We start from the raw sequence: 25,278 nt of genomic DNA on the forward strand, positions 1-25,278 counted from the left end.
GGGTGTCGGGGGGGGGGGGGGGGTGGGGGCCCCGCGCGCGATCTTGGGGGTCGGGGGCCCCTCGCCCTGGGCCCCCCCGCCCACGCGGCGGCGGGGGGGGGGGGGGGCGCGCCCCCCCCCGCGGCCGGTGGCGCGGGTGCTGGTCGACAAGGGGCCGGTCCACCTCGACAAGCTGTGGGACTACGCGGTGCCGGCCGAGATGGACGCCGAGGCCCGGCCCGGGGTGCGGGTGCGGGTGCGGTTCGGGGCCGGGGCGGGGAAGGTGCGTGAGGGGCGGCGCGAGGGGGGCGGGCTGCTCGACGGGTACATCATCGAGCGCGTCGCCGAGTCCGACTACCGGGGCCCGCTGGCCGCCCTCGCGCAGGTGGTCTCCACGGAGCAGGTGCTGGGGCCGGGGCTGCTGGCGCTGTGCCGGGCGGTCGCCGACCGGTACGCCGGATCGCTCGCCGATGTGCTCCAGCTGGCCCTGCCCAAGCGCAACGCCCGTGCCGAGGGCGAGCCGTCACCGCCGCCGCTGCCCCCGCCGGAGCCGCCCGCGCCCGGGAGCTGGGCGCGCTATCCGGCCGGGCCCGGGTTCCTGGAGGCGCTGGTGCGCGGGGACCGGCCGCGTGCCGTATGGACCGCGCTGCCCGGGCCGCACTGGCCCCTGGAGTGGGCCACCGCCGTGGCCGCCACGCTCGCGTCCGGGCGCGGGGCGCTCGTCGTCGTGCCGGACGGACGGACCGCCGAGCGGGTGGACGCCGCGCTCACGGGGGTGCTCGGCGGCCCGGGGCGGCATGTGCTGCTCACCGCCGACCTCGGGCCCGAGGAGCGTTACCGCCGCTGGCTGGCGGTCAGCCGGGGCTCGGTCCGGGCGGTGGTGGGCACCCGGGCGGCGATGTTCGCACCGGTCCGGGACCTCGGGCTGGTGGGGATCTGGGACGACGGGGACCGCAGTCACAGCGACGACCGGCTGCCGCAGCCGCATGCCCGCGATGTGCTGCTGCTGCGCGCCGTCCAGGAGAAGACCGGCTTTCTGCTGGGCGACCTCGGCCGCACCGTGGAGGCCGCCCAGCTGGTGGAGAACGGCTGGGCCCGCCCGCTCGAGGCCGACCGCGAGCGGGTCCGGGCGGCCGCCCCGCTGATCCGTACGGTCGACGAGGGAGAGGTGGCCCGGGACGCGGAGGCCCGCGCCGCCCGGCTGCCCACGATCGCCTGGCAGACCGTACGGGACGCGCTGACCCGCGGCCCGGTGCTGGTGCAGGTGCCGCGCCGGGGCTATGTGCCGAAGCTCGCCTGTGAGCGCTGCCGGGAGCCCGCGCGCTGTGCGCACTGCTCGGGCCCCCTGGAGGCGCGGGACGCGGACCATCTGGTGTGTGGCTGGTGCGGGCGGGACGAGCCCGCCTGGCACTGCCGCGAATGCGGGGGCGTCCGGCTGCGGGCGTCCATCGTCGGGGCCCGGCGCACCGCCGAGGAGCTGGGCCGTGCCTTTCCGGCCGTGCCCGTCCGCACATCGGGTCGTGACCATGTGCTGACGTCCGTCCCCGACCGTCCGGCGCTCGTCGTGAGCACACCGGGCGCCGAACCGGTCGCGGAGGGCGGCTACGCCGCGGCGCTGCTGCTCGACGGCTGGGCCCTGCTCGGCCGCCCCGATCTGCGCGCGGGCGAGGACGCGCTGCGCCACTGGCTGGAGGCGGCCTCACTGGTCCGCGGCCATGGGGAGGAGGGTGACGACGGACGGGGCGGCACGGTGGTGATCATGGCCGAGCCGACGCTGCGGCCCGTCCAGGCGCTGGTGCGCTGGGACCCGGCCGGTTATGCGGCGCGGGAGCTGGCCGAGCGGTCCGATCTGGGCTTCCCGCCGATCTCCCGGATGGCGGCCGTGACCGGCCCCGCGGAGGCGGTGGCCGAGCTGATCGCCTCGACCCGGCTCCCCGAGGGGGCCGAGACCCTGGGCCCGGTCCCGCTGCCCCCGCCGCCCCCCGGCCGCCCGCGCCGCCCCGGAGACCCGCCCGCGGGCGAGGTCTGGGAGCGCGCCCTGCTACGGGTCCGCCCCGGCCAGGGCAGCGCCCTCGCGGCAGCCCTCAAGGAGGCGAAGGCCCGCCGCCTGGCCCGGGGGGACAGGGACCCCGCGGTGCGGGTGGATCCCCTGGACATCGGGTGAGCCCGGCGGGGGCACCTCCCAGCGGTAGCTGGGGGAGAACCGAGCCCCTAAAGGGACGGCCGGGGGCTCGGGAAAGCGCTCGGGCGGGGGTCCTCGCGGAGGGACGGGGTCGACTGCGGGGGGACCGCGCGGGCGGCGGGCACCGAGGGCAGCGGGGCGGGCTCGGCCGGGCGGCCGGTGGACGGTTCGCCGCCCTCGGTCGCGTTCTGCGCGGCGGCCCGGCGGGCGCCGTAACGGCGGTGCACCGCCTGCTTGGTGACGCCGAGCGCCGAGCCCACCGCGTCCCAGGAGAAGCCGAGCGAGCGGTCGAAGTCGACCGCGGCCGTGACCAGCGTCTCGACGCTGTCCCGCAGTTCCTGGGCGAGCCGCACGGTGGGGGCCGGGGCGCGTCCGTACACCACGAAACCGGCGGACGGGCCGGTGCGACGGGGGCGGTAGACATTGCCGAGCTGGGCGGTGAGCGTACGCAGCGCGTCCACCTGGCGGCGGACCCGCTCGATGTCCCGGACCAGGAGGTGCAGGCTGGCCCGTGCCTGGGCGTCATGAGTTGCGTGGTCGGCCATGAACAAGCCTCTCGAACCGGCGTTGACGGGGGATGGGGGGATGAGTTGGGGGAGTAGGGGGAAGGGCTGGGTCGGGGGAGTCGGACGGATGGCGGAAATGGATCGGGCCGCGACAGCGGCCCGATGCGGTCAATCTGCCTTGACCAACGCGGCACCCGCCCGTCGGTCACGGTCCGGGGCGTGCGGCAGTCCGCTCGTACGCCCCCTCGGACGGCGGACCATAGACTTCAGACTCTGTTCGCGACGTTCCCGCCGTATCCGCTGTGTGAGAGGTAGTTCGCCACCCATGAGGCTCGTCTTCGCCGGTACCCCCGAGGTCGCCCTGCCCGCTCTGGACGCGCTGATCGCGTCCGGGAAGCACGAGGTGGTGGCCGTGGTGACCCGTCCCGACGCGCCCGCCGGGCGCGGCCGTCGGCTGGTGGCCAGCCCGGTCGCCGAGCGGGCCGAGGAGGCGGGGATCGAGGTGCTCAAGCCCGCCAAGCCGCGGGATCCGGAGTTTCTGTCCCGGCTCACCGAGATCGCGCCGGACTGCTGCCCGGTGGTGGCCTACGGCGCGCTGCTGCCCAAGGCCGCGCTGGAGATCCCCGCGCATGGCTGGGTCAATCTGCACTTCTCGCTGCTCCCGGCCTGGCGGGGCGCGGCCCCCGTGCAGCACTCCCTGCTGGCGGGCGATGAGATGACCGGCGCCTCGACCTTCCAGATCGAGGAAGGGCTGGACTCCGGGCCGGTGTTCGGGGTGGTCACGGAGCAGGTGCGGGCCACCGACACCAGCGGCGATCTGCTGACCCGGCTCGCCTTCGCCGGTGCGGGGCTGCTCGAGGCGACGATGGACGGCATCGAGAACGGCACCCTGCGCCCGGTGGAGCAGTCGGCCGAGGGCATCTCGCTCGCCCCGAAGATCACCGTCGAGGACGCGGAGATCGACTGGACGGCGCCCGCGCTGCGCGTCGACCGGCTGGTGCGGGCGTGCACCCCCGCCCCGGGCGCGTGGACCACCTTCCGGGGGGAGCGGCTGAAGGTCGTCTCGGCGCGGCCGGTGGCGGACCGTACGGATCTGGAGCCCGGTCTGCCGGCCGTCACCAAGAAGGCCGTGTATGTGGGCACCGGCAGCCATGCCGTCGAGCTGACCTGGGTGCGGCCGCAGGGCAAGAAGCCGATGCTCGCGGCGGACTGGGCGCGCGGGGTGCGGATCGCGGAGGGCGAGCGGCTCGGGGCCTGAGCGGGTCTGCCACGTCACGACCGGCTGCGCTACGGACGCGCCGAGGAGGCGGATGTTGACTTCAACCTAGGTTGAAGTCTTACGTTCCTCACGAGACCTCGGAGGTGCGTGATGGACATGCAATCGACCGCCTGGCATTCCCTGTATCAGACGGCCAATGCTCAAGACGACCGGCGGCCCTTCTCCCGCGAGACGCTGCGCCGCATCGGTGCCTTTGCCCGTCCGCACCGCCGTCAGCTGCTGCTGTTCCTGGTGCTGAGCACGGTCACGGCGGTGCTCGCGGTGGCGACGCCGCTGCTTGCGGGCCGGGTGGTGGACGCGATCGTCCACCGTTCGGGACAGGGCACGGTGCTCTGGCTGGCCGGGCTCATCGCCGCGATCGCCGTGGCGGAGGCGGCGCTCGGGCTGGTGACCCGCTGGCTGTCGGCGAACATCGGCGAGGGGCTGATCCTCGATCTGCGCACCGCCGTCTTCGACCACGTCCAGCGGATGCCGGTGGCGTTCTTCACCCGGACCCGCACCGGCGCGCTGGTCAGCAGGCTCAACAACGACGTCATCGGCGCGCAGCGGGCGTTCAGCGACACCCTCTCCGGGGTGGTCGGCAATGTGGTCACGCTGCTGCTCACCTTTGTCGTCATGATCGGGATCTCCTGGCAGATCACCCTGCTGACGCTGCTGCTCCTGCCCGTCTTCCTGCTGCCCGCGCGCCGGGTGGGCGGACGGCTGGCGAAGCTGCGACGCGAGGCGGCCGCGCACAACGCCGCGATGAGCACCCAGATGACCGAGCGCTTCTCCGCGCCCGGGGCGACCCTGGTCAAGCTGTTCGGGCGGCCCGCCGACGAGTCCGCCGAATTCGCCGCGCGAACCCGGCGGGTGCGGGACATCGGGGTGCGGACCGCGATGGTGCAGGTCTCCTTCGTGACCGCCCTGACCCTCGTCTCCGCCCTGGCCCTCGCCCTGGTCTACGGCCTCGGCGGCTGGTTCGCGCTGCACGGGCGGCTCGACCCCGGCGCCGTCGTCGCCCTCGCGCTGCTCCTCACCCGGCTGTACGCGCCGCTGACCGCGCTGGCCGGGGCGCGGGTCGAGGTGATGAGCGCGCTCGTCAGCTTCGAGCGGGTCTTCGAGGTGCTCGACCTCGAGCCGCTGATCAAGGAGAAGCCGGACGCCAGGGCGGTCCCGGAGGGGCCGGTGTCGGTCGAGTTCGACCGCGTCGACTTCGGCTACCCGGCCGCGGACAAGGTCTCCCTCGCCTCCCTGGAGGAGGTCGCCACGCTGGACACCCGCGGTGGCGTCCCGGTCCTGCACCAGCTGTCCTTCCGCGCCGAACCGGGCCAGATGGTCGCGCTGGTGGGCTCCTCCGGCGCCGGGAAGTCGACCATCGCGCAGCTGCTGCCGAGGCTCTACGACACCGACCGCGGCGCCGTACGGCTCGCCGGGGTGGACGTCCGCGAGCTGACGGCCGACTCGATCCGCGCCACCCTCGGCATGGTCACGCAGGACGGCCATCTCTTCCATGACTCGATCCGCGCCAATCTGCTGCTGGCCCGGCCGGAGGCCACCGACGAGGAGCTGTGGGAGGTGCTGCGCCGGGCCCGTCTTGAGGGGCTGATCGCGGCCCTGCCGGACGGTCTTGACACCGTCGTGGGCGAGCGCGGCTACCGGCTCTCCGGCGGTGAGCGCCAGCGGCTGACCATCGCCCGGCTGCTGCTGGCCCGGCCCCGGGTGGTGATCCTGGACGAGGCCACCGCGCATCTGGACTCCACCTCGGAGGCGGATGTCCAGGAGGCGCTCGGCGAGGCGCTGGACGGGCGCACCGCGGTGGTGATCGCCCACCGGCTGTCCACGGTCCGGGCGGCGGATCTCATTCTCGTCGTGGAGGACGGGCGGATCGTGGAGCGCGGTACGCACACCGCGCTGCTGGCCGCCGGGGGCCGCTACGAGGAGCTGTACCGCACCCAGTTCGAACAGCCGACGACGGTGGGCGATGGATTCGCCGTGGACGGAGCGAGCGTGTCCGGCGCGGCCGTCGCCCCCACGACCGTGGCCGGAACAACCGTGGCCGGAACAACCGTGGACGGGACCATCGTGGACGCGACGACCGTGGACGGGACCATCGTGGACGGAGCGGCCCTGGACGGCGGTCCCACGACCGCCGACGCCCCGGCGACGTAGGCTGGTCCCTTCAGCCCGATCCGTCCCCCGGAGCACATTTCCCGTGACCGACCAGCCCCGTCGTCGCCGTCCCCACGCCCCGAACCGGCCTGGCAAGCCCTACCGCCGCCCGCAGAAGGACCCCGTGCGGATCCTCGCCTTCGAGGCGCTGCGGGCGGTCGACGAACGGGACGCGTACGCCAACCTCGTTCTCCCGCCCCTGCTGCGCAAGGCGCGGGAGAGCGCGGAGGCCGGCAGCGGGCCGCGGTTCGACTCCCGGGACGCGGCGCTCGCCACCGAGCTGGTCTATGGCACCCTGCGCCACCAGGGCACCTACGACGCGGTCATCGCCGAATGCGTGGACCGCCCGCTGCGCGAGGTGGATCCGCCCGTGCTCGATGTACTGAGCCTCGGCGCCCACCAGTTGCTCGGGACCCGTATCCCCACCCACGCCGCCGTCTCGGCGAGCGTCGAACTGGCCCGGGTGGTGCTCGGCGACGGCCGGGCCAAGTTCGTCAACGCCGTGCTGCGCAAGATCGCCATGCACGACCTCGACGGCTGGCTGGAGCGGGTCGCCCCGCCGTACGACGAGGACCCCGAGGAGCATCTGGGCGTCCGCCACTCGCATCCGCGCTGGGTCGTCTCCGCCCTGTGGGACGCGCTCGGCGGCGGCAGCGCCGGTATGGAGGAACTGCTGGCCGCCGACAACGAACGGCCCGAGGTCACCCTCGTCGCCCGGCCCGGCCGGTCCACGCCCGGGGAACTGCTGGACGCGGTCGGCGAGCAGACCGCGGTGCCGGGCCGCTGGTCGCCGTACGCGGTACGGCTCACCGAGGGCGGCGAGCCCGGTGCGCTGGAGGCGGTGCGCGACGGGCGGGCCGGAGTGCAGGACGAGGGCAGCCAGCTGGTGGCCATCGCGCTGGCGAACGCCCCGCTGGAGGGGGACGACCGGCGCTGGCTGGACGGCTGCGCGGGCCCCGGCGGCAAGGCCGCGCTGCTCGCCGCGCTCGCCGCGGAGCGCGGTGCCGCGCTGCTGGCCGCCGAGAAGCAGCCGCACCGGGCCCGGCTGGTGGCCGGGGCTCTGGCGGGCAACCCCGGGCCGTACCAGGTGATCGCCGCGGACGGCACCCGGCCGCCGTGGCGCCCGGAGTCCTTCGACCGGGTGCTGGTGGACGTCCCCTGCACCGGCCTGGGTGCCCTGCGCCGCCGCCCCGAGGCGCGCTGGCGGCGCCGCCCCGAGGACCTCGAGGGCTTCGCCCCGCTCCAGCGCGGACTGCTGCGGGAGGCGCTGGCCGCGGCGCGGATCGGCGGGGTGGTCGGCTACGCCACCTGTTCCCCGCATCCGGCCGAGACCCGGGCCGTGGTCGAGGACGTCCTCAAGGGGCGGGGCGGCGCGGCCGTCTCCGCGGAGTGGATCGACGCCCGTCCGCTGCTGCCGGGGGTGCCCGAGCTGGGCGACGGCCCCGACATCCAGCTGTGGCCGCACCGGCACGGCACGGACGCCATGTATCTGGCTCTGCTGCGCCGCACCGGCTGACCGCGCCCGTTCTCCCGGGTGCCCGGAAGGGAGAGACCCCGAGGCATCGCCCGCCGCCCGCCCGCCAGGACTCGGTCAGATCCCGCGGATCCGGTCAGATCCCGCGGATCCGGTGGACGAACTCGCCCAGGTCGGCGGCTGATGCCCGGCCTCCCGACGTGGCGAAGCCATTGACGAGCCGGACCAGCGCGTCATATGCCTCGGTGTGGTCGTAGGACGTGGCGTCCGCGATGTTCAGTGACCACCGCCAGTATCCGTTCAGCGTGTCCGCAAGGGGCATACGAAAGGTGGACAGCACGTCCTTGAGGTCCGGTATCGTCGCCGCGAGCCCGTGCCGCTTGATGTAGGCGTCGATGAGTTCGCTGTAGAAGGCGAAGTGCCGCGCCTCGTCCTTGGCCAGACACCGGGTTCTCGTAAGGCAGCGCGAACTTCTTCCGGCCCTCTTCGGCCAACTCCCGCATCAGCGTCTCGGGATCGCTGATGTCGGCCTCGATCTGGTACCTGGTCAGCACTGATGCGTGCCGTTCTTCCTCATTCGCCCAGGAGATGAGAAATCGGAAGTACTCCCGGTTGAAACAGAACTCCTCTATCGCCAGATCGCGGCCGGACACGGGGAAGGCGTCCAGGAAGTAGGTGAGATACCCGGGGATATGGTCTTCGATAAAGGTGATGAACCGGACCACCGACCGGTCGGTGTCGGTGAGTTTCTCCGGCCGCAGCGTCGCCCAGGCCAGCTCGTCGATGGACCACTGCCGCGTGTCGGCGCGGCTCACCGCCTTCCGGGTCAGCCTCTGGATCTCCCCGGGGCCGATGGGCGGCCCCGACCGCTCCGCATCGGACTCGGGCAGCGTTTCGGTCATGGCGCCTCCGTCGGACCCATACGGGATTTCAGCGCGCTCAGCGCATAGTGCTTCGTGGTGTAGCCCCATCCCGCGTTGGCCGTTCGGAGGTATCGGATGAGTGGCTCGCTCATGCCGGGCGCCACCAGTTCGACGCGGTCCCGCGCGGTTTCGACCCGCCGTTCCCACTCCTCGATGGTGCGGTGGTAGTGCGAGGTGAGGTCGGAGAGCCCGGTGAGGCTGAACCCGGCCGATTCCACCGCCTCTACGAGCACCGAGAGCGGCACCATGTCGGCGAATCCGAAAATGTCCTCGGTGACATGCTTGGTGCCCGGCCGTCGCGAGAACTCCGCGTAGGTCTCGTGGTCCCGAAAACAGCTTTCCGACAGGTACATCGACCCGCCGTTGCGCAACAGCCCGCGCATCTTGCGCAGTATCGCCGTTCGGTTCGGCATGTGCACGATCGAGCCGAGCAGGGTCGCCGCGTCGAACCGTCCGGCCACCTCGATATCGGCGAACGAACCGAGTTCCAACGTGATCAGGTCGGCCACGCCCGCCTTCTCCGCCTGCTCCCGAATGTACTCGGCCTGTGGGCGCGACGGGGTGACGCCTGTGGTGTGGCAGCCGTACTCGCGCGCCATGAACAGGATCAGACTGCCCCAGCCGCAGCCGATGTCGAGCAGCCGCTCACCTCCGGTGAGGCCGAGTTGCCGCGCGACGAAGTGCAGTTTGTCCGTCTGGGCCCGATCGAGGTCGGTATGCTCGTCGGAATACAGTCCGGAGCTGTACTTGAGCCGCTGGTCGAGGTAGATGCCGAACAATTCGGCGGGCAGCTCGTAGTGCCTGTTGGTGGCCTGATATGCCTCTTGCGGGGTTGGCGTGGTCGGCGAGGTCATGATGTCGCCGATTCCTCGCTGACGTACTTCTGGACCAGCGTGACCAGTTCGTCCACGGTCTCCGCGGCGAAGATGGACTCGTCGTCGAACTCGACGTCCCACCGGCGCTCCAGTTTTCCCAAGAATGGGCAACCAGGAGGTCGCACGCACTAGGGAAATCGCTAGAGGGCACATCAGCCCTCCGGGACCGCCGGAAGCGCTTCCTCGGGCCGGTCGGTGGGGGCGTAGCGCGTAACGGCGTGGGCGGTGGGGGTGAGGTCCTTGTGCACCGCGCGCGCCACCGCCTCGATGGTGGCCACCCCCGCCTCCATGGTGCGGTTGCCCTGGGTGAGCACGGTGAGCGTGTAGTCGTGGCCGCCGCCGGTGAAGGCGCCGATGCTGTGCACCCGCCAGCCCTGTGTGGACCGCTCCAGCCAGCCGTTCTTCACATGGATCCTCGTACCGCCCGGGGCGCCGGCCGGGGTGCCCCAGCGCTGTTCCCGGATGACCTTGCCCATGAGGGAGAGGACGCATGTGCGGGAGCCGTCGCTCAGCACCGTATTGGGGTGGGTGATCAGGTCCAGGAGCCGCTCCTGGTCGTTCGCGGTGATCCGGGTGAGGCCCCAGTAGCCGTCCTTGCCGGGCACGGTCGCGTCCATGCCGGCCGCCCGCACGAACGCCTTGACCCCGGAGGGCTTGAGCTGCTTCCACAGCTTGCTGGTCGAGGCGTTGTCCGACTTGGTGATCATGGCCTTGGCGAGGGTCTTCTCGCGCTTGGTCAGCCCCCGGTGGTGCCGCTGCGCGTCCCACAGCAGCGTCCCCAGGACCGTCACCTTCACCACGCTCGCGGAGTCGAACCCCTGGTTCGCGCGCAGGGTGCAGCGGGTGTGGGTGGAGTGGTCGCGGAGGCTGATCGCGACGGTGCCGGACCGGCCGCGCAGCGCGCCGGCGATGTCCTTGGACATCTTTCCGGCCAGCCCGGACTGGTGCGAGACGCAGACCGGCCGCGGTGCCGTGGCCGCCGCGGAGGCGGCGGAGGCGGGCCCGGCCCCGGCGACCGGCGCCGCGACGACGGCCGCTGTGAGCGCCGCGCACACCGCGGTGCGGGGATGCCGGGGTATTCGATCGCTCGTCATGGTGGGTTGCCTGGTTGCGCCCGATGGCCAAGGTTTCTGTCCGACATCTTCATGATCCTGGCTCCATCGGCGTCCGTCGATCCGAGCGGGACCCGGTGATCACTCCGAGCGGAAGCCGGTGATCACCGAGGTGCGGGCCTTCGCGCGATGATCCCGGCTCCATGGACCGGCTCCGATCGTGGGAGGCTTGGAGCCATGGCCCCGCAGATCAATCCCAGCATCCTGTCCGCAGACTTCTCCCGCCTGGCGGATGAGGCGAAGGCGGTCGAAGGCGCCGACTGGCTCCACGTCGACGTCATGGACAACCACTTCGTCCCCAACCTCACCCTCGGCGTGCCGGTGGTCGAATCGCTGGGCAAGGCCACGGAGACCCCGCTGGACTGCCATCTCATGATCGAGGACCCGGACCGCTGGGCGCCGCAGTACATCGAGGCGGGTGCCGGCTCCGTCACCTTCCATGTGGAGGCCGCGGCCGCGCCGGTGCGGCTGGCGCGCGAGATCCGGGCCAAGGGCGCGCGGGCCTCGATGGCGCTCAAGCCCGCCACGCCCATCGAGCCGTACGAGGATCTGCTGCCCGAGCTGGACATGCTGCTGGTGATGACCGTGGAGCCCGGCTTCGGCGGCCAGGCGTTCCTCGACATCATGCTGCCGAAGATCCGCCGCACCCGGCAGCTCATCGAGAAGCACGGCCTTGAGATGTGGTTGCAGGTGGACGGCGGGGTCTCGGCCGAGACCATCGAGCGGTGCGCCGAGGCGGGCGCCGATGTGTTCGTCGCGGGCTCGGCCGTCTACGGCGCCGACGACCCGGCCAAGGCCGTACGGGCGCTGCGCCAGCTCGCCGAGAAGGCGACCGGCACCCCCGGTTCATGAGGCGACGTAGCTACCGGTCGATGAACTCAAGGGTGAAGGCCCAACCAACTCCGCCGTTTCTGACAGGATGAACGGTGAGTCCGGACAGTGAATAGTGAGGAGACCGCGGTGTCGACGGGCCGTTCAGCCACGCGGATGGGACCCGCCGAACTGGTGCAGGCGGCCGCCATGGCGCGCCGCTTCTACCTCGAGGGCAAGTCCAAGATCCAGATCGCCGAGGAGTTCGGCGTCAGCCGCTTCAAGGTCGCGCGGGTGCTGGAGACGGCGCTCGAGCGCGATCTGGTGCGCATCGAAATCCGGGTTCCCGCCGAACTCGACGCGGAGCGCTCCGACGCGTTGCGCGCCCGCTACGGGCTGCGCCACGCGGTCGTCGTGGAGTCCCCGGCCGACGCCGAGGCGGACACCCCGGACCCGGAGAACCTCGGCGAGGTCGCCGCGGACCTGCTGGGCGAGCTGGTGACCGAGGGGGATGTGCTGGGGCTGGCCTGGGGGCGGTCCACGATTCACATGGCGGCCGCGCTGCACCGGCTGCCCCCGTGCACCGTCGTCCAGCTCACGGGCGTGTACGACGCGGGCACGGCCGAGCGCGGCTCGGTGGAGGCGGTGCGCCGCGCCGCCGCCGTCTCCGGCGGTGAGGCGCATCCCATCTACGCGCCGATGCTGCTGCCGGACACGGCCACCGCGGACGCCCTGCGCGGCCAGACCGGTATCGCCCGTGCCTTCGAGTACTTCGACAAGGTCACCGTGGCCTGCGTCTCCATCGGCTCCTGGGAGGCCGGGATCTCCACGGTCTACGACATGCTGACCAAGGAGGAGCGGGCCCACTACGAGAGCCTGGGCGCCGCCGCCGAGATGTCGGCCCACCTCTTCGACGCCGAGGGCCGCCGCATCGGCCGCGACCTGGGCGAGCGCTGCATCACCGTGGAGGCCGACCGGCTGCGCCGGATCCCCGAGGTGGTGGCCATCGCCGGTGGCCGCCGTAAGGCCGAGGCGATCGGGGCGGTGCTGAGGTCCGGCCTGGTCACCAGCCTGGTGACGGACACCGCCGCCGCGGACTACCTGCTCGCCGGGACCACCCCCGCCGCCCACCCCGCCCTCGACCGCGCCGACCCGGACGGGCCGTAAGCCCCCGGGGGTCACGGGTCGGCTCTTGGGGCGCCGAGCATCGCCGATTCGATGATCGCCCGTAGTTCCTCGGTGGTGGCGCCGTCGCGGGCTTGGACGGCCAGCCCGTGGAGCACCGTGGTGTACAGGGACGCGAGGGGCCCGAGGTCCGCGGTGGCGGGGACGTCGCCTGCCGCGACGCCCCGCTCGAGCCGCTGCCGGAAAAGCTCGCGCACGGCCTGTCGGCGCTCGGTCACGAAGGTGCTCGAGCGGACCCGCGGGGGGTACCGCCTTGGGATGCGGATGTTCGAGTGGGGCCAGCTCGTCTCCGTCCAGCGCTCGCTGTGCGACGCCGCGGCGCCGTTCCCCGCCTGCCTCTCCGAGGCGACGCGCGCCACGGTGAACCTCGCGGTGCCGGAGGGGCCCGACGTGGTCTACATACCAAAGATCAATGCCCTCGACGAGCCTCGGCGGCCCCCACGCGTGGGCGGCCGGCTGCCGATGCACTGCACGGCGCTCGGCAAGGCCATCCTCGCCCATGGCCTCCCTGGCCGGCTCGATGCCCTGGTATCGGGCGGCCTGGTCGGGCAGACCTCACGCTCAGTGGGGTTCACTCATCGACCCGGCGACCGGGTCACCATCAGCAGCCCGCACCTCGGCACGCTCATGAACACGACCGCGCCCACGGAGGATCTGCCGCCCTGGGAATTCGGCCTCCTCGCCATGTCCACGTACCTGGCGGGGCTCGGACCTGCGCGAACTTTCCAGCACTGACTTTCCAACGCTGCCTTTCCAACGCTGACTTGTATCCGAGGCGGGAGAGTCCGCACATGGTGCCGACTATCAGTGATCCTGCCGTGGTCCTCGTGCCCCACGCCGACTGCGCCTCGGTCCTCGCCGAAGTGCCCGGCCTGCGCCCGGTCGTCTACGATCCCCGGTCCGCGCCGCCCGCCGAGGCGCGCACGGCGCGGGTGCTGGTGGCCCCGTTTCTGATGACCCCGGGAATGACCGCGCTCACCGACGGAATGCCGGACCTGGAGCTGGTGCAGCTCCTCACCGCCGGGGCCGAGGCCTGGATCGGCCGGCTGCCCGAGGGGGTCGCGCTCTCGGACTGCCGGGGCGCTCATGGCGGCGCCACCGCGGAGTGGGTGGTGTCGGCGCTGCTCGCGGTGTACCGGCATCTGCCGCGGTTCGGCCGGGCTCAGGACGAGGGGCGCTGGGACTACCACCGGACCGAAGAGCTGGCCGGGAAGAAGATCCTCATCGTAGGGGCCGGTGACGTGGCGGAGAACACGGTCCGCCGGCTGGCGGGGTTCGAGGTGAGCACCACGCTGGTCGGCCGGCGCGCCCGGGACGGCGTGCACGGAATGGACGAGCTGCCGGCCCTGCTGCCCGAGCACGATGCCACGGTGCTGGTCGTTCCGCTCACCGAGGAGACCCGGGGCATGGCCGACGCGGAGTTCCTGGCCGCGATGCCGGACGGCGCGGTGCTGGTCAACGGGGCGCGCGGCCCGGTCTGTGACACCGACGCGCTGGTCGCCGAGCTGGACTCCGAGCGGCTGCGGGCCGCGATCGACGTCACCGACCCGGAGCCGTTGCCCGAGGGGCACCCCCTGTGGAAGGTGCCCGGTCTGCTGCTCACCCCGCATGTGGCCGCCAGTGTGCCGCTGACGATGTCCCGGGCCTACGAGGTCGCGGCGGAGCAGCTGCGCTACTTCGTGCGAGGCGAGGAACCGCCGAACGTGGTGCACGGAACCTACTGACCCGGCGCCTCCTGGGCGCGGAAGCGCCGACGACGCCCACGGCCGGACCACGAGGTGGCGGTCGTCGGCGCGCTCAAGAACAACGTCATCTGTCTTGACGTGATTCACCTCCGCGTACACAATCCGACTTACATAACAGACGGCGTCTTAAATATAAGACGTCCGCAAGCGGGATTTGTCGCGACGAACGGCTCGCCGGGCGCGGCCGTCGGCTCCTGCGCCGAGAGGTCCGCCTGCTGGCTCGGGCCCCGAACGCCCCTACCGATTACTCCAGTTCCTCCTCCGTCAACGCTGCCGGAGGTCCGTCATGTATCACCAGCCCACCGCCCCTCTGGGCGGATCCCTAGGGTGGTCGGCCCCGATCGCCGCCATCCCTCTCTTGCTGCTGTTCCTGCTTCTGGGCGTGTTTCGGGTCCGCGCGTGGATCGCCTCCGTCACCGGGTTGCTCGTCGCGACCGCCGTGGCGATCGGTGTGTACGGGATGCCGTTCGCCACCGCGGTGTCCGGTGTGACGGAGGGGGCCGTCTTCGGGCTGTTCCCCGTCATGTGGATCGTGGCCAACGCGATCTGGGTCTACCGGATGACCCGCGACAGCGGGGATTTCGACCGGTTGCGCGAGGCGTTCTCACGGGTCAGCGACGACCGCCGGATCCAGGGACTGATCATCGCGTTCTCGTTCGGGGCGCTGCTCGAGGCGCTGGCCGGCTTCGGGGCGCCGGTGGCGATCTGCTCGGTGATGTTGGTGGCGCTCGGGCTGTCGGCCATGCGCGCGGTGACGGTGTCGATGATCGCGAACACGGTGCCGGTGGCGTGGGGTGGTGTCGGGCTGCCGATCATTACGCTCGGTCAGGTCACCGGGATTCCGACGGACACGCTGAGCCAGGCCACCGCCCACCTCGTTCCGGTGCTCGCACTCTTCGTCCCGTTGTTGCTGCTGGTGGTGCTCGACGGCGCTCGGGGTGTGCGCGAGGTGTGGCCCGCGGCGGCAGTGGCCGGCATGTCGTTCGCCGTCCCGCAGTACGCGGTCGCGACCTTCGGCCCGATCCAACTCGTGGACATAGTCGCCGCATTGGCCTCGGCCGGATCCGTTCTGCTGTTGACGCGGTTCTGGCAACCGCGCCGCTCGGACCACTCGGCCCGAGCCGACGCCGAGGCGTCCGGTGGTGGAGCCCCGACGCCAACTGGCGGCGGCGCGACCGGCGTTCTCACCTCTGCGTCCCGCGTCTCGCCGTCCCGCGTCGACGTCTTCCGCGCCTTCGCGCCCTACCTGGTGATCATCGTGTTGTTCGCCCTGTCCGTGATCCCGAGCGTCAAGGGCGTGCTGAAGGCCGCGACGGTGACCTTCGAATGGCCCGGACTCGCGGTACGGACACCACAGGGCGAGCCGGTGGCGCTCGCGACCTACAAGTTCGACTGGCTCGCCACCCCCGGGACGGTGCTGCTCATCGCGGGCGTCGTCATCGCGATGATGCTGCGGATCAGCGTTCGCTCGGCGCTGCGGGCCTACGGGCAGACGCTGTCGCAGCTGCGCGAGGCCGCGGGCACCGTCATGGCGGTGCTGGCGTTGGCCTATGTGATGAACCTGTCCGGGCAGACCGCGACACTCGGCCTGTTCCTGGCCACCGCGGGAAGTTTCTTCGTCGTCCTGTCACCGTTGCTCGGCTGGTTCGGCACCGCCGTCACCGGCTCGGATACGTCATCGAACTCGCTGTTCGGCGCGCTGCAGGTCAGCGCCGCGCAGGGGACCGGGATGTCGCCGACCCTCGCCGCGGCCGCCAACACCGCCGGCGGGGTCCTGGGGAAGATGATGAGCCCACAGAACCTGGCCATCGGAGCGGCGGCCGTCGGTCTGGCGGGGCGCGAGGGCGAAATCCTCCGACGGGTCCTCGTCGCGTCCGCGGTGCTCGTGCCCGCGCTCTGTCTGCTCGTCTACCTGCAGTCGACCCCGATCCTCGGATGGCTCGTGCCGTGACCGGGACCCGATACACACACCCACGCACAGGGACACCGGCATTGGAGGCAATCCCATGATCGACGCGCGGATTTCATCGGTACGGATGAGGGAGGTCAGCGCCGTGCTCGCGGCCGGTTCCCCGCATCGCGCGGCCCCGCCTCAATCTCGTCCGCTCAGCATCTACCCGGCGTTCCACACCGGATCCGCGGGCCAGGTGCTGCTGTCCGATCCCCATCGCAGGACCGCCAGGTACCTCGAGATCGCGACCACGGCCGGTGTGACCGGCAGGTACGGGCCGCTCGATCACGATGTGGTCGCCCCGTTGGCAGAGGGCATGGCGAGCGGATTGCTCGGCCTGAACCCGATGGCGAACGGCTACATCTGGGATGTGCTGCAGCGCACCGACCGGCACTCACGCCACGGAACCCGCAAGATGGCGATGAGCGCCGTGGACAACGCGCTGTGGGATCTGCGTGGCCGCTTGGCGGGCGTTCCCGTCTGGCAGCTGCTCGGAGGGGCCGGTCGCACGCGGATCCCGGCCTATGCCAGCACCCACGGCACATTTCATTCCGAGGGCGAAGTCGAGCGCACGGCGGAGGAACTGCTCGACGAGGGCTACACCGCCCAGAAGTGGTTCTTCGGCGACGGGCCCGGGCAGGACCCCGAAGGAATGGAACGCAATATCGCGCTGGTCGAACGCACCCGGGCGGCCGTCGGTTTTCGATCCGCCCTGATGTTCGATGCCTTTATGAGCTGGGACCTCCCCTATGCCCGGGCCTGGTGTGCCCGGGTGGAGCACCTCCGGCCGGATTGGCTGGAGGAGCCATTTCCGGCGGCGGCGGTCCCGTCGTTCGCGCAGCTCCGTTCCTCGACCACCATTCCGCTGGCGGCCGGTGAGCACCTGTACGACCGGTACGATCTCCTGCCCTTCCTGCGGAAAGGGCTGCTGGGCGTGGTGCAGGTCGATCCGGAATGGTGCGGTGGCGTTACCGAAGTAGTGCGCATGTGTGCCATGGCCGAGCCGTTCGGCGTTCAGGTCTTTCCGCACGGGCACGGTATTCACGCCGCGCTGCATATCGTGGCAAGCCAATCGCCACAGCTCTGTCCGTCTGTCGAGTACCTCTACCGCTTCACCCCCGAAAAGCACTACTTCGAAGTCGAAGCTCCCGTTCCGAAGGGCGGAGCGATCCCGCTGCCCACCCGCCCGGGATTCGGAATCGAAATCGACGAAGATCGAGTGGAGGCGAACAAGGAAGTCTTCGCGTTTTCCTGAGCCGGTGCCGTCCGCTGCCGAGGCGCCGCGGCAGCGTCGCGCTCCTTGTAGGATTACATGATCACGAGGCTCGTTTGCTGTGTCTTCATGGGGGTGACCTGCCTCCCTTCATGTGAAAATGTAGAAGTATGCAATTCCTTGAGCCCGGTACCGGACGCTACGTAAAGTCATCTCCGGCTCCCTACGACCTGACGTACGACGATGTGTTCATGGTGCCGAGCCGCTCCGCGGTCGGCTCCCGCCAGGGAGTGGACCTGTCGGCCCCCGACGGCACCGGCACCACCATCCCGCTCGTCGTCGCCAACATGACCGCGATCGCCGGCCGCCGCATGGCCGAGACGGTCGCCCGGCGCGGTGGCCTCGTCGTCATCCCGCAGGACATCCCGATCGACGTCGTCACCGATGTGGTCCGGTGGGTCAAGAGCCGCCATCTGGTGCTGGACACCCCGATCGTCCTCGCCCCGACCGGCACCGTCGCCGACGCGCTGTCGCTGCTGCCCAAGCGGGCACACGGCGCGGGCGTGGTGGTCGAGGACGGGCGTCCGGTGGGCGTGGTGACCGAGTCCGACCTGACCGGGGTGGACCGCTTCACCCAGCTGTCCGAGGTGATGTCGCGGGAGCTGATGGTGCTCGACGCCGACATCGACCCCCAGGAGGCGTTCAGCCGCCTCGACGCCGCCCACCGCAAGCTGGCGCCCGCCGTGGACGCGGACGGAAAGCTGGCGGGCATCCTGAGCCGCAAGGGAGCGCTGCGCGCGACGCTCTACACGCCCGCGGTGGACGCGGCCGGCCGGCTGCGGATCGCGGCCGCCGTCGGGGTCAACGGCGATGTGGAGGGGCGTACGAAGGCGCTCCTCGACGCCGGGGTGGACACCCTCGTCGTGGACACCGCCCACGGTCACCAGGAGTCGATGATCAGCACGCTCAAGGCGGTCCGGGCCCTGGGGCCGCGGGTGCCGGTGGTGGCGGGCAACGTGGTCGCCGCCGAGGGGGTGCGCGATCTCATCGAGGCCGGTGCCGACATCGTCAAGGTCGGCGTCGGGCCGGGTGCCATGTGCACCACCCGCATGATGACCGGCGTGGGCCGGCCGCAGTTCTCCGCGGTGATGGAATGCGCCGCCGAGGCGCGGAAGTTCGGCAAGCACATCTGGGCGGACGGCGGTATCCGGCACCCGCGCGACGTCGCCATGGCGCTGGCCGCCGGGGCGTCCAACGTCATGATCGGCTCCTGGTTCGCGGGGACGTACGAGTCGCCCGGCGACCTCCAGCACACCGCCGACGGCCGCCCCTACAAGGAGAGCTTCGGCATGGCGTCGGCGCGCGCGGTGCGCAACCGCACCAGCGAGGAGTCGGCGTACGAGCGGGCCCGCAAGGGGCTGTTCGAGGAGGGCATCTCCACCTCGCGGATGTTCCTGGACCCGGCCCGGCCGGGCGTCGAGGACCTGATCGACTCGATCGTCGCGGGCGTGCGCAGCTCCTGCACCTACGCGGGCGCGGGGTCGCTCGAGGAGTTCCACGAGCGGGCCGTCGTCGGTGTCCAGAGCGCCGCGGGCTACGCCGAGGGCCAGCCCCTCCACGCCTCCTGGGACTGAGCCGGCGCCTCCAGGAACCGAAACAGCGCCACGGCCCCACTCGGCTCGGGTGAGTGGGGCCGTGGCGCTGTGGTGTGACGGTGTCTCATCTCGCCATTCCACGCTGCTCACCCCGGGTGCGGGGCAGCGCGTGGCGTGGCGGACTGGTGAGGGTGATCTGCCGCACCAGCTGGTGGAACGAGACCAGCGCGGCGACCGGGGGAAGACCGGCCACGGCCATGCTGGGCGCGTTCCTCGGGGCGTGGGCGACGCACAGGAACACCGCGATGGTGGAGAAGAGCACCACCACGCCCCAGGAGTGCGCCGCGCCCCGCCGGTGCAGGGCGGCCCGCAGCACCGACAGCGAGGCGACCAGCCAGGGGCCGTAGACCAGCAGGGGCCACCACGCCGCCATGGACTCCGAGGTGCTCGGGGAGGCCAGATAGCGCAGCGGGCGGTAGGAGATCATTCCGCCGAGCACGCTCAGCATGGCGACGATGACCGTGGTGACCGCCGCGAAGATCAGGCTGATCACATGCAGCCACGGCATCGTCGGCAGCCGGAAGCGGACCCGGCGGCGCTTGCCGCGCCCCCGCACATGCGCGGGGGAGGGGGCTCGCAGGGGGGTGGCCGGTGGTCCGATGGGGCCGGTGGTGTGCACCGCCTCCTCGGCGGAGGACGTCTGGAGCAGCCGGGCCAGGTCCCCCTCGAGGTCCCAGCGGCTCTCGATGGTCTCCGGGTCGGGCAGGGGGAAAGGATTCATCTCATAATCGGCCGCCACCTCGAACCGGTCCCCGGGAGGGGGCGCGGGGGCGGGCCAGTGGCCGGTGGGAGGGGGCCCGTAGCCGCCCGGCCTCGGCTCGGTGTACGTCATGCCTTGACGCCCGGTTCTGTGGTATCGGAGCGCTGGAGGAAGTCCGCCTCGATCCGGCCCAGCGTCCGGATGAAGTCCTCCCACACTCTCGCGCAGTATTCGAGCGGGTAGCGCTCGCTGTCACCCCCCTGGTCACGAGGCCGGAACACCGGTTCGGCAGCTAGGCGGGAGTGATCGGGTGGTTGCAGACTGTCAGTGGTCACGTCCCCACCAACGACCGCTAAAATGGTGCAGTATCGCGGCATTCGGGTGAAACGCGCGCTGACAAGCTCAGTGTTTCGCAACGATTCACCGTCGCGCGCCCCCGCGCGCAACGTTGCGACACGTATGCGCAACCATGGTCCATTACGGCCGTCGGCGGACGGCTCATAGGGTCTTGCGCTGACGTGGAGTGGCGGAGACCGGCTGCTCGGCGATTCCCACCTGCGGGTTTCCTTCCCGGGTACCCGTATGTCCGCAGCCGGTCGCCACCACCCGATGGCAGCGATTAAGGAGCCACCCAAGTGTTGGAGCACGGCGCAGCACCGCCCGCCACCCAGCAACCGGAACCAGACCCTCCGGTCGGCGGGCTGGGCGCCCGGCTGATGCGGCGCAAGCCGGTCGAGCGGCTGGTCGCCGAGGGCGGCCAGGGCGAGGGCGGAAGCCTCCGGCGCTCGATGGGCGTATGGCAGCTCACCATGATCAGCATCGGCGCCACCCTGGGCACCGGCATCTTCGTGGTGCTCGGCGAGGCGGTGCCGGACGCGGGCCCCGCGGTCATCGTGTCGTTCGTCATAGCCGGGCTCACCGCGCTGTTCTCCGCGCTGTCGTACGCCGAGCTGGCGGGCACCATCCCGGTCTCCGGCTCCTCCTACTCGTACGCCTACGCCACCATGGGCGAGCTGATCGCCTGGGTCTGCGGCTGGTGTCTGATCCTGGAGTACGGCGTCTCGGTGGCGGCCGTGGCCGTCGGCTGGGGCGAGTACCTCAACGAACTGCTCGACGGCACCCTCGGGATCACCATCCCCGACGCGCTGGCCGCCCCGCCCGGGGACGGCGGGATCTTCAACCTGCCCGCGCTGCTCGTGGTGCTGCTGGCCATGGCGTTCCTGCTGGGCGGCGCCAAGGAGAGCGCCCGCGCCAACGCGATCATGGTCGGGGTGAAGATCGCGGCGCTGATCCTCTTCTGCGCCGTCGCCTTCACCGGCATCCGGGCCGGCAACTACACCCCGTTCATGCCGCTGGGCATGGCGGGCGTCAGCGCCGCCGGCGCCACCCTCTTCTTCTCCTACATCGGCTTCGACGCCGCCTCCACGGCCGGTGAGGAGGCCAAGAACCCCCAGCGCGACCTGCCTCGCGCGATCATGCTCTCGCTGATCATCGTCACCGCGCTGTACTGCCTGGTGGCCGCCGTGGCCGTGGGCGCCCTGCCGTGGAAGAAGTTCTCCGGCTCGGAGGCCGCGCTCGCCTCGATCATGAAGGATGTCACCGGCCAGAGCTTCTGGGCCGTGCTGCTGGCGGCCGGAGCGGTGATCGCGATCGCCTCCGTGGTGCTGACCGTGCTCTACGGGCAGACCCGCATCCTCTTCGCGATGTCCCGGGACGGGCTGGTGCCCAAGGTCTTCTCCACGGTCCACGCCCGGACCGGAGTGCCCCGCGCCAACACCGTCATCGTCTCGCTCTTCTGCGGTGTCCTCGCCGCCGCGATCCCGCTCGGCCAGCTCGCCGACGCCACCAGCATCGGCACGCTCTTCGCCTTCGCGCTGGTCAACATCGCCGTGATCATGCTGCGCCGGACCCGGCCCGACATGCCCCGGACCTTCCGGGTGCCGCTCTCCCCGCTCTTCCCGGTGATCGGCTTCGCGCTGTGTCTGTGGATGATGGGCAGCCTGCAGTTCGTGACCTGGGTCGTCTTCGGCGTGTGGATGGCCGTCGGCCTTGTGCTGTACTTCGGATACGGCATGCGCCGATCCCGACTGGCCACAGCAGAGAAGTGATTGCCCCCCAGTGCGACTGAACGATCTCGACGAACGCATCGTCCACGCCCTCGCCGAGGACGCCCGCCGCTCCTACGCCGACATCGGCGAAATCGTCGGGCTGTCCGCGCCCGCCGTCAAACGGCGGGTGGACCGGCTGCGCGCGGAGGGAGCCATCACCGGCTTCACGGTGCGGGTCGACCCGGTGGCGCTGGGCTGGGAGACCGAGGGCTTCATCGAGCTCTACTGCCGCCACAACACCTCGCCGGACGACATCCGCCGGGGCCTGTCGCGCTACCCCGAGGTGGTGTCCGCGTCCACCGTCACCGGTGACGCGGACGCCGTCGTCCAGGTCTTCGCCGCGGACATGCGCCACTTTGAGCGGGTGCTGGAGCGGATCGCGGGGGAGCCCTTTGTGGAGCGTACGAAGTCTGTGCTGGTGTTGTCGCCCTTGCTGCGGCGGTTCAGCTCGGGTGCCCCTACGTAGGCGCTTCGCTGGGTGCGCGGTTCGGGGCGGCTGCCATGAGCTGCTGTTGGTCGGCTGCGGCGTCGTTGTGGCTGGTCGCGCCCACGCGGCGGAGCCGCACATCGATACAGCCCCGCGCCCCTGCGGGGCCCGTCCGCGCGGCCCCCGCGTGTGCCCGGCCCCGCGTGTGCCCGGCCCCCCGTGCGCGCCGACCCCCGCGCGTGGCCGGCTCCCGCCTGTGCAATGAATCGTCGTGTTCCGATCCCCATACGTCATGAATCGACGCCGGACGCAATGAAGTCGTCTTGTTGGGCGATCCGGAGGCAACGTACTGTTTTTATGCCCGTACTCCTCCTCCCGAGGTCTGCCATGCCGCCGCTGCGCACCGCTCTGCTCCAGAACTCCGGTCACCCCGGCGACCCCGCCGGTAACCTCAAGGTCCTCGACGAGGCCGCCGCCCGCGCGGCCGCCGACGGCGCCGGGCTGCTGGTCACCGCGGAGATGTTCCTCACGGGCTACGCCATCGGCGGCGGCGTGCGGGAGCTGGCCGAGCCGGCCGACGGGCCGAGCGGCCGGGCCGTGGCCGAGATCGCCGCGACGCACGGCCTCGCCATCCTCTACGGCTACCCCGAGAGCCACGCGGGCGCCGTCCACAACTCCGCACGGCTGGTGGGCGCGGACGGCACCGAGCTGGCCAACTACCGCAAGACCCATCTCTACGGCTGCTTCGAGCACAAGTCGTTCACCCCGGGGGAGACCCCCGTCGTCCAGGCCACCATCGGCGAGCTGACCGTCGGCATCCTGGTCTGCTACGACGTGGAGTTCCCCGAGAACGTACGGGCCCATGCCCTGGCCGGGACGGATCTGCTGGTGGTGCCCACCGCGCAGATGCACCCCTTCGAGTTCGTCGCCGAATCCCTGATTCCGGTGCGGGCCTTCGAGAGCCAGATGTACATCGCGTACGTCAACCGCAGCGGCCCCGAGGGCGAGTTCGACTTCGTCGGGCTGAGCTGCCTGGCCGGGCCCGACGGCGCCACCTGTCTGCGCGCCGGCCGCGGTGAGGAGCTCCTCCTCGGCGACGTCGATCCCAAACTGCTGACGACCTCGCGCCGGATCAACCCCTATCTGCGCGACCGCCGCCCCGGTCTCTACACCTCCCTCAGCTGATCCGTCCGGCCCCTGCCGCATCCGAACCACCCTTTTGAGCACCAAGCAGCAAGGAGTCCGTACCCCATGACGTCCACGGTGCCCACCGCCGTTCATGACGAGCAGGAGACGCAGGCCCTCGAGGCGCTTCCGCCCGTCACCATGTTCGGCCCGGACTTCCCCTACGCCTACGACGACTACCTCGCCCACCCCGCGGGCCTGGGCCAGATACCGGCGACCGAGCACGGCGCCGAGGTCGCGGTCGTCGGCGGCGGACTCTCCGGTGTCGTCGCCGCGTACGAGCTGATGAAGATGGGCCTGCGGCCCGTGGTCTACGAGGCCGACCGGATCGGCGGACGGCTGCGCACCGTCGGCTTCGACGGCTGTGACGACGCGCTGACCGCCGAGATGGGCGCGATGCGCTTCCCGCCGTCCTCCACCGCCCTCCAGCACTACATCGACCTGGTGGACCTGAAGACCCAGCCGTTCCCCAACCCGCTGGCCCCCGAGACCCCCTCGACCGTCGTCGACCTCAAGGGCGAGTCCCACTACGCCCGCACCATCGACGACCTGCCGCCGGTCTACCGCGAGGTGGCCGACGCCTGGAACGCCTGCCTGGAGGAGGGCGCGGACTTCTCCGACATGAACCGCGCCATCCGCGAGCGGGACGTGTCCCGGATCCGGGAGATCTGGGCGCGGCTGGTCGAGAAGCTGGACAACCAGACCTTCTACGGCTTCCTCTGCGACTCCTCGGCCTTCACCTCCTTCCGCCACCGGGAGATCTTCGGCCAGGTCGGCTTCGGCACCGGCGGCTGGGACACCGACTTCCCCAACTCCATCCTGGAGATCCTGCGCGTCGTCTACACCGAGGCCGACGACCACCACCGCGGCATCGTCGGCGGCAGCCAGCAGTTGCCGCTGCGGCTGTGGGAGCGCGAACCCGAGAAGATCGTCCACTGGTCCCAGGGCACCTCGCTGGCCTCGCTGCACGAGGGTGCGCCCCGCCCGGCCGTGACCCGGCTGCACCGGGCCGCGGGCGACCGCGTCGTGGTGACCGACGCGAGCGGTGACATCCGCTCGTACCGCGCGGTGGTCTTCACCGCGCAGTCCTGGATGCTGCTCTCCCAGATCGACTGCGATGACTCGCTCTTCCCGATCGACCACTGGACGGCGATCGAGCGCACCCACTACATGGAGTCCAGCAAGCTCTTCGTGCCGGTGGACCGGCCGTTCTGGCTGGACAAGGACGAGGCCACCGGGCGGGACACGATGAGCATGACGCTCACCGACCGGATGACCCGCGGCACCTATCTGCTGGACAACGGCCCGGACCGGCCCGCCGTCATCTGCCTCTCCTACACCTGGTGCGACGACAGCCTGAAGTGGCTGCCGCTGTCGGCGAACGAGCGGATGGAGGTCATGCTCAAGTCGCTCTCGGAGATCTATCGACACGTCGACATCCGCAAGCACATCATCGGCAGCCCGGTCACCGTGTCGTGGGAGAACGAGCCGTACTTCATGGGCGCGTTCAAGGCCAATCTGCCCGGCCACTACCGCTACCAGCGCCGGCTGTTCACCCACTTCATGCAGGACCGGCTGCCCGCCGACAAGCGCGGCGTCTTCCTCGCGGGCGACGACATCTCCTGGACGGCGGGCTGGGCCGAGGGCGCCATCCAGACCGCGCTCAACGCGGTGTGGGGCGTCATGCACCAGTTCGGCGGCTCCACCGACCCGAAGAACCCCGGGCCGGGCGATCTGTACGACGAGATCGCGCCCGTCGAGCTCCCCGAGGACTGAGCCGGTCCGGGGGCCGTTCAGCACCCGCCCCGGGACCGCTCA

23 protein-coding genes are annotated in these 25,278 nt (G+C 71.4%); 15 read left to right on the forward strand and 8 right to left on the reverse strand.

Going from position 1 to position 25,278, the window contains the following annotated elements:
- Positions 1–22 precede the first annotated feature (22 nt).
- On the forward strand, positions 23–2,143 hold the full coding sequence (locus tag ACFXB5_RS34625; RefSeq protein WP_385215521.1) for a primosomal protein N': 2,121 nt from the start codon (positions 23–25) through the stop codon (positions 2,141–2,143).
- Positions 2,144–2,190: 47 nt separating this feature from the next.
- On the opposite strand, the gene ACFXB5_RS34630 is transcribed toward ACFXB5_RS34625, so the two are convergent.
- Entirely contained in the window at positions 2,191–2,706 is a 516-nt protein-coding gene (locus ACFXB5_RS34630; RefSeq protein WP_385215523.1) for a hypothetical protein, read from the reverse strand.
- A 286-nt stretch (positions 2,707–2,992) separates the two neighbouring features.
- Between ACFXB5_RS34630 and fmt the strand changes: the two genes are divergently transcribed.
- From fmt to ACFXB5_RS34645, 3 genes are all read left to right on the forward strand, one after another.
- Positions 2,993–3,925: a methionyl-tRNA formyltransferase gene (fmt, locus tag ACFXB5_RS34635; protein WP_201854538.1), complete on the forward strand. Its 933-nt coding sequence runs from the start codon at positions 2,993–2,995 to the stop codon at positions 3,923–3,925.
- A gap of 111 nt (positions 3,926–4,036) precedes the next feature.
- Positions 4,037–6,097, forward strand: a complete 2,061-nt coding sequence (locus tag ACFXB5_RS34640; protein ID WP_385215526.1) for an ABC transporter ATP-binding protein — start codon at positions 4,037–4,039, stop codon at positions 6,095–6,097.
- A gap of 43 nt (positions 6,098–6,140) precedes the next feature.
- Positions 6,141–7,613 (forward strand): RsmB/NOP family class I SAM-dependent RNA methyltransferase, encoded by a 1,473-nt coding sequence (locus tag ACFXB5_RS34645; RefSeq protein ID WP_385215529.1) that lies wholly within the window; start codon positions 6,141–6,143, stop codon positions 7,611–7,613.
- A 191-nt stretch (positions 7,614–7,804) separates the two neighbouring features.
- On the opposite strand, the gene ACFXB5_RS34650 is transcribed toward ACFXB5_RS34645, so the two are convergent.
- The 4 genes from ACFXB5_RS34650 to ACFXB5_RS34665 are packed head-to-tail and all read right to left on the reverse strand — an operon-like array spanning position 7,805 to position 10,463.
- Positions 7,805–8,473, reverse strand: a complete 669-nt coding sequence (locus ACFXB5_RS34650; RefSeq protein WP_385215532.1) for a hypothetical protein — start codon at positions 8,471–8,473, stop codon at positions 7,805–7,807.
- Positions 8,470–9,348: an SAM-dependent methyltransferase gene (locus ACFXB5_RS34655; RefSeq protein ID WP_385215534.1), complete on the reverse strand. Its 879-nt coding sequence runs from the start codon at positions 9,346–9,348 to the stop codon at positions 8,470–8,472. The genes ACFXB5_RS34650 and ACFXB5_RS34655 overlap by 4 nt, the downstream gene beginning before the upstream one ends.
- On the reverse strand, positions 9,345–9,470 hold the full coding sequence (locus ACFXB5_RS34660; RefSeq protein ID WP_385215537.1) for a hypothetical protein: 126 nt from the start codon (positions 9,468–9,470) through the stop codon (positions 9,345–9,347). Before ACFXB5_RS34660 ends, ACFXB5_RS34655 begins: the two co-directional genes overlap by 4 nt.
- Before the next feature lie 51 nt (positions 9,471–9,521).
- Positions 9,522–10,463 (reverse strand): serine hydrolase, encoded by a 942-nt coding sequence (locus ACFXB5_RS34665; RefSeq protein ID WP_385215539.1) that lies wholly within the window; start codon positions 10,461–10,463, stop codon positions 9,522–9,524.
- A 195-nt stretch (positions 10,464–10,658) separates the two neighbouring features.
- On the opposite strand from ACFXB5_RS34665, the gene rpe reads away from it, so the two are divergent.
- The gene (gene rpe / locus ACFXB5_RS34670; RefSeq protein ID WP_385215541.1) at positions 10,659–11,333 is read left to right on the forward strand and encodes a ribulose-phosphate 3-epimerase; all 675 of its coding nucleotides are present in this window, start codon (positions 10,659–10,661) and stop codon (positions 11,331–11,333) included.
- Positions 11,334–11,468: 135 nt separating this feature from the next.
- The gene (locus tag ACFXB5_RS34675) at positions 11,469–12,458 is read left to right on the forward strand and encodes a sugar-binding transcriptional regulator (protein WP_201854533.1); all 990 of its coding nucleotides are present in this window, start codon (positions 11,469–11,471) and stop codon (positions 12,456–12,458) included.
- An 11-nt stretch (positions 12,459–12,469) separates the two neighbouring features.
- On the opposite strand, the gene ACFXB5_RS34680 is transcribed toward ACFXB5_RS34675, so the two are convergent.
- The gene (locus ACFXB5_RS34680) at positions 12,470–12,694 is read right to left on the reverse strand and encodes a hypothetical protein (protein WP_385215544.1); all 225 of its coding nucleotides are present in this window, start codon (positions 12,692–12,694) and stop codon (positions 12,470–12,472) included.
- A gap of 40 nt (positions 12,695–12,734) precedes the next feature.
- Between ACFXB5_RS34680 and ACFXB5_RS34685 the strand changes: the two genes are divergently transcribed.
- The 5 genes from ACFXB5_RS34685 to ACFXB5_RS34705 all read left to right on the forward strand — a co-directional run bounded on the left by ACFXB5_RS34685 (position 12,735) and on the right by ACFXB5_RS34705 (position 19,019).
- A complete protein-coding gene (locus ACFXB5_RS34685) occupies positions 12,735–13,211 on the forward strand; it encodes an IclR family transcriptional regulator C-terminal domain-containing protein (RefSeq protein ID WP_385215548.1) in 477 nt (158 codons plus the stop codon).
- A gap of 56 nt (positions 13,212–13,267) precedes the next feature.
- On the forward strand, positions 13,268–14,200 hold the full coding sequence (locus ACFXB5_RS34690; RefSeq protein ID WP_385215550.1) for a 2-hydroxyacid dehydrogenase: 933 nt from the start codon (positions 13,268–13,270) through the stop codon (positions 14,198–14,200).
- 307 nt (positions 14,201–14,507) lie between these two features.
- On the forward strand, positions 14,508–16,172 hold the full coding sequence (locus ACFXB5_RS34695; protein WP_385215553.1) for an L-lactate permease: 1,665 nt from the start codon (positions 14,508–14,510) through the stop codon (positions 16,170–16,172).
- 55 nt (positions 16,173–16,227) lie between these two features.
- On the forward strand, positions 16,228–17,427 hold the full coding sequence (locus tag ACFXB5_RS34700) for an enolase C-terminal domain-like protein (RefSeq protein WP_385215556.1): 1,200 nt from the start codon (positions 16,228–16,230) through the stop codon (positions 17,425–17,427).
- 128 nt (positions 17,428–17,555) lie between these two features.
- On the forward strand, positions 17,556–19,019 hold the full coding sequence (locus ACFXB5_RS34705) for a GuaB1 family IMP dehydrogenase-related protein (RefSeq protein ID WP_385215559.1): 1,464 nt from the start codon (positions 17,556–17,558) through the stop codon (positions 19,017–19,019).
- A gap of 85 nt (positions 19,020–19,104) precedes the next feature.
- On the opposite strand, the gene ACFXB5_RS34710 is transcribed toward ACFXB5_RS34705, so the two are convergent.
- Together ACFXB5_RS34710 and ACFXB5_RS34715 are read right to left on the reverse strand one after the other, a co-directional pair.
- Complete coding sequence (locus tag ACFXB5_RS34710) at positions 19,105–19,761, reverse strand: DUF2637 domain-containing protein (protein ID WP_385215561.1); 657 nt, start codon at positions 19,759–19,761, stop codon at positions 19,105–19,107.
- A gap of 107 nt (positions 19,762–19,868) precedes the next feature.
- On the reverse strand, positions 19,869–20,075 hold the full coding sequence (locus ACFXB5_RS34715; RefSeq protein ID WP_201854521.1) for a hypothetical protein: 207 nt from the start codon (positions 20,073–20,075) through the stop codon (positions 19,869–19,871).
- Between the two features lie 300 nt (positions 20,076–20,375).
- Between ACFXB5_RS34715 and ACFXB5_RS34720 the strand changes: the two genes are divergently transcribed.
- The 4 genes from ACFXB5_RS34720 to ACFXB5_RS34735 all read left to right on the forward strand — a co-directional run bounded on the left by ACFXB5_RS34720 (position 20,376) and on the right by ACFXB5_RS34735 (position 25,236).
- Positions 20,376–21,848: an amino acid permease gene (locus tag ACFXB5_RS34720; protein WP_385215565.1), complete on the forward strand. Its 1,473-nt coding sequence runs from the start codon at positions 20,376–20,378 to the stop codon at positions 21,846–21,848.
- A 10-nt stretch (positions 21,849–21,858) separates the two neighbouring features.
- Positions 21,859–22,314, forward strand: coding sequence for an Lrp/AsnC family transcriptional regulator (locus tag ACFXB5_RS34725; protein WP_201854519.1), 456 nt, complete (start codon positions 21,859–21,861; stop codon positions 22,312–22,314).
- A gap of 348 nt (positions 22,315–22,662) precedes the next feature.
- The gene (locus ACFXB5_RS34730; protein ID WP_385215589.1) at positions 22,663–23,460 is read left to right on the forward strand and encodes a carbon-nitrogen hydrolase family protein; all 798 of its coding nucleotides are present in this window, start codon (positions 22,663–22,665) and stop codon (positions 23,458–23,460) included.
- A gap of 66 nt (positions 23,461–23,526) precedes the next feature.
- The gene (locus ACFXB5_RS34735) at positions 23,527–25,236 is read left to right on the forward strand and encodes a flavin monoamine oxidase family protein (RefSeq protein ID WP_385215568.1); all 1,710 of its coding nucleotides are present in this window, start codon (positions 23,527–23,529) and stop codon (positions 25,234–25,236) included.
- The last annotated feature ends 42 nt before the right edge of the window (positions 25,237–25,278 follow it).

The sequence above is a fragment of the Streptomyces sp. NPDC059455 genome, assembly GCF_042750115.1.
In the GTDB taxonomy this organism is placed as follows: domain Bacteria; phylum Actinomycetota; class Actinomycetes; order Streptomycetales; family Streptomycetaceae; genus Streptomyces; species Streptomyces endocoffeicus.

Bases quoted from the DNA above. Each gene is read 5' to 3' on its own strand.
- ACFXB5_RS34630 (WP_385215523.1), bottom strand. From the start codon at position 2,706: ATGGCCGACCACGCAACTCATGACGCCCAGGCACGGGCCAGCCTGCAC.
- fmt (WP_201854538.1), top strand. From the start codon at position 2,993: ATGAGGCTCGTCTTCGCCGGTACCCCCGAGGTCGCCCTGCCCGCTCTG.
- ACFXB5_RS34640 (WP_385215526.1), top strand. From the start codon at position 4,037: ATGGACATGCAATCGACCGCCTGGCATTCCCTGTATCAGACGGCCAAT.
- ACFXB5_RS34650 (WP_385215532.1), bottom strand. From the start codon at position 8,473: ATGACCGAAACGCTGCCCGAGTCCGATGCGGAGCGGTCGGGGCCGCCC.
- ACFXB5_RS34655 (WP_385215534.1), bottom strand. From the start codon at position 9,348: ATGACCTCGCCGACCACGCCAACCCCGCAAGAGGCATATCAGGCCACC.
- ACFXB5_RS34665 (WP_385215539.1), bottom strand. From the start codon at position 10,463: ATGACGAGCGATCGAATACCCCGGCATCCCCGCACCGCGGTGTGCGCG.
- rpe (WP_385215541.1), top strand. From the start codon at position 10,659: ATGGCCCCGCAGATCAATCCCAGCATCCTGTCCGCAGACTTCTCCCGC.
- ACFXB5_RS34675 (WP_201854533.1), top strand. From the start codon at position 11,469: ATGGGACCCGCCGAACTGGTGCAGGCGGCCGCCATGGCGCGCCGCTTC.
- ACFXB5_RS34685 (WP_385215548.1), top strand. From the start codon at position 12,735: ATGCGGATGTTCGAGTGGGGCCAGCTCGTCTCCGTCCAGCGCTCGCTG.
- ACFXB5_RS34690 (WP_385215550.1), top strand. From the start codon at position 13,268: ATGGTGCCGACTATCAGTGATCCTGCCGTGGTCCTCGTGCCCCACGCC.
- ACFXB5_RS34695 (WP_385215553.1), top strand. From the start codon at position 14,508: ATGTATCACCAGCCCACCGCCCCTCTGGGCGGATCCCTAGGGTGGTCG.
- ACFXB5_RS34700 (WP_385215556.1), top strand. From the start codon at position 16,228: ATGATCGACGCGCGGATTTCATCGGTACGGATGAGGGAGGTCAGCGCC.
- ACFXB5_RS34705 (WP_385215559.1), top strand. From the start codon at position 17,556: ATGCAATTCCTTGAGCCCGGTACCGGACGCTACGTAAAGTCATCTCCG.
- ACFXB5_RS34710 (WP_385215561.1), bottom strand. From the start codon at position 19,761: ATGAATCCTTTCCCCCTGCCCGACCCGGAGACCATCGAGAGCCGCTGG.
- ACFXB5_RS34730 (WP_385215589.1), top strand. From the start codon at position 22,663: ATGCCGCCGCTGCGCACCGCTCTGCTCCAGAACTCCGGTCACCCCGGC.
- ACFXB5_RS34735 (WP_385215568.1), top strand. From the start codon at position 23,527: ATGACGTCCACGGTGCCCACCGCCGTTCATGACGAGCAGGAGACGCAG.